1 pseudogene is annotated in these 226 nt (G+C 41.2%); it reads left to right on the forward strand.

What is annotated here, in order from left to right:
- Nucleotides 1–27 precede the first annotated feature (27 nt).
- Nucleotides 28–226: pseudogene (locus IR141_RS14350) on the forward strand (IS1595 family transposase); the annotation flags it as partial.

The following is a 226-nucleotide window of genomic DNA, read 5'->3' on the forward strand; positions in this document are numbered from 1 at the left end:
ATTTAACTTCAGGTTAGAATAATCCCTATGAGAAAAAGTCGTTTAAGTCAGTACAAGCAAAACAAACTGATTGAACTATTTGTTGCAGGTGTTACCGCCCGCACAGCGGCGCAATTAGTTAGCGTCAATAAAAATACCGCTGCCTATTACTTCCACCGTTTGCGCTTACTTATCTATCACAACAGCCCGCATCTGGAAATGCTTGATGGTGAAGTAGAAGTTGATG

Origin of the sequence: Neisseria sp. 19428wB4_WF04 (assembly GCF_015235335.1) — a bacterium.
GTDB lineage: Bacteria > Pseudomonadota > Gammaproteobacteria > Burkholderiales > Neisseriaceae > Neisseria > Neisseria musculi.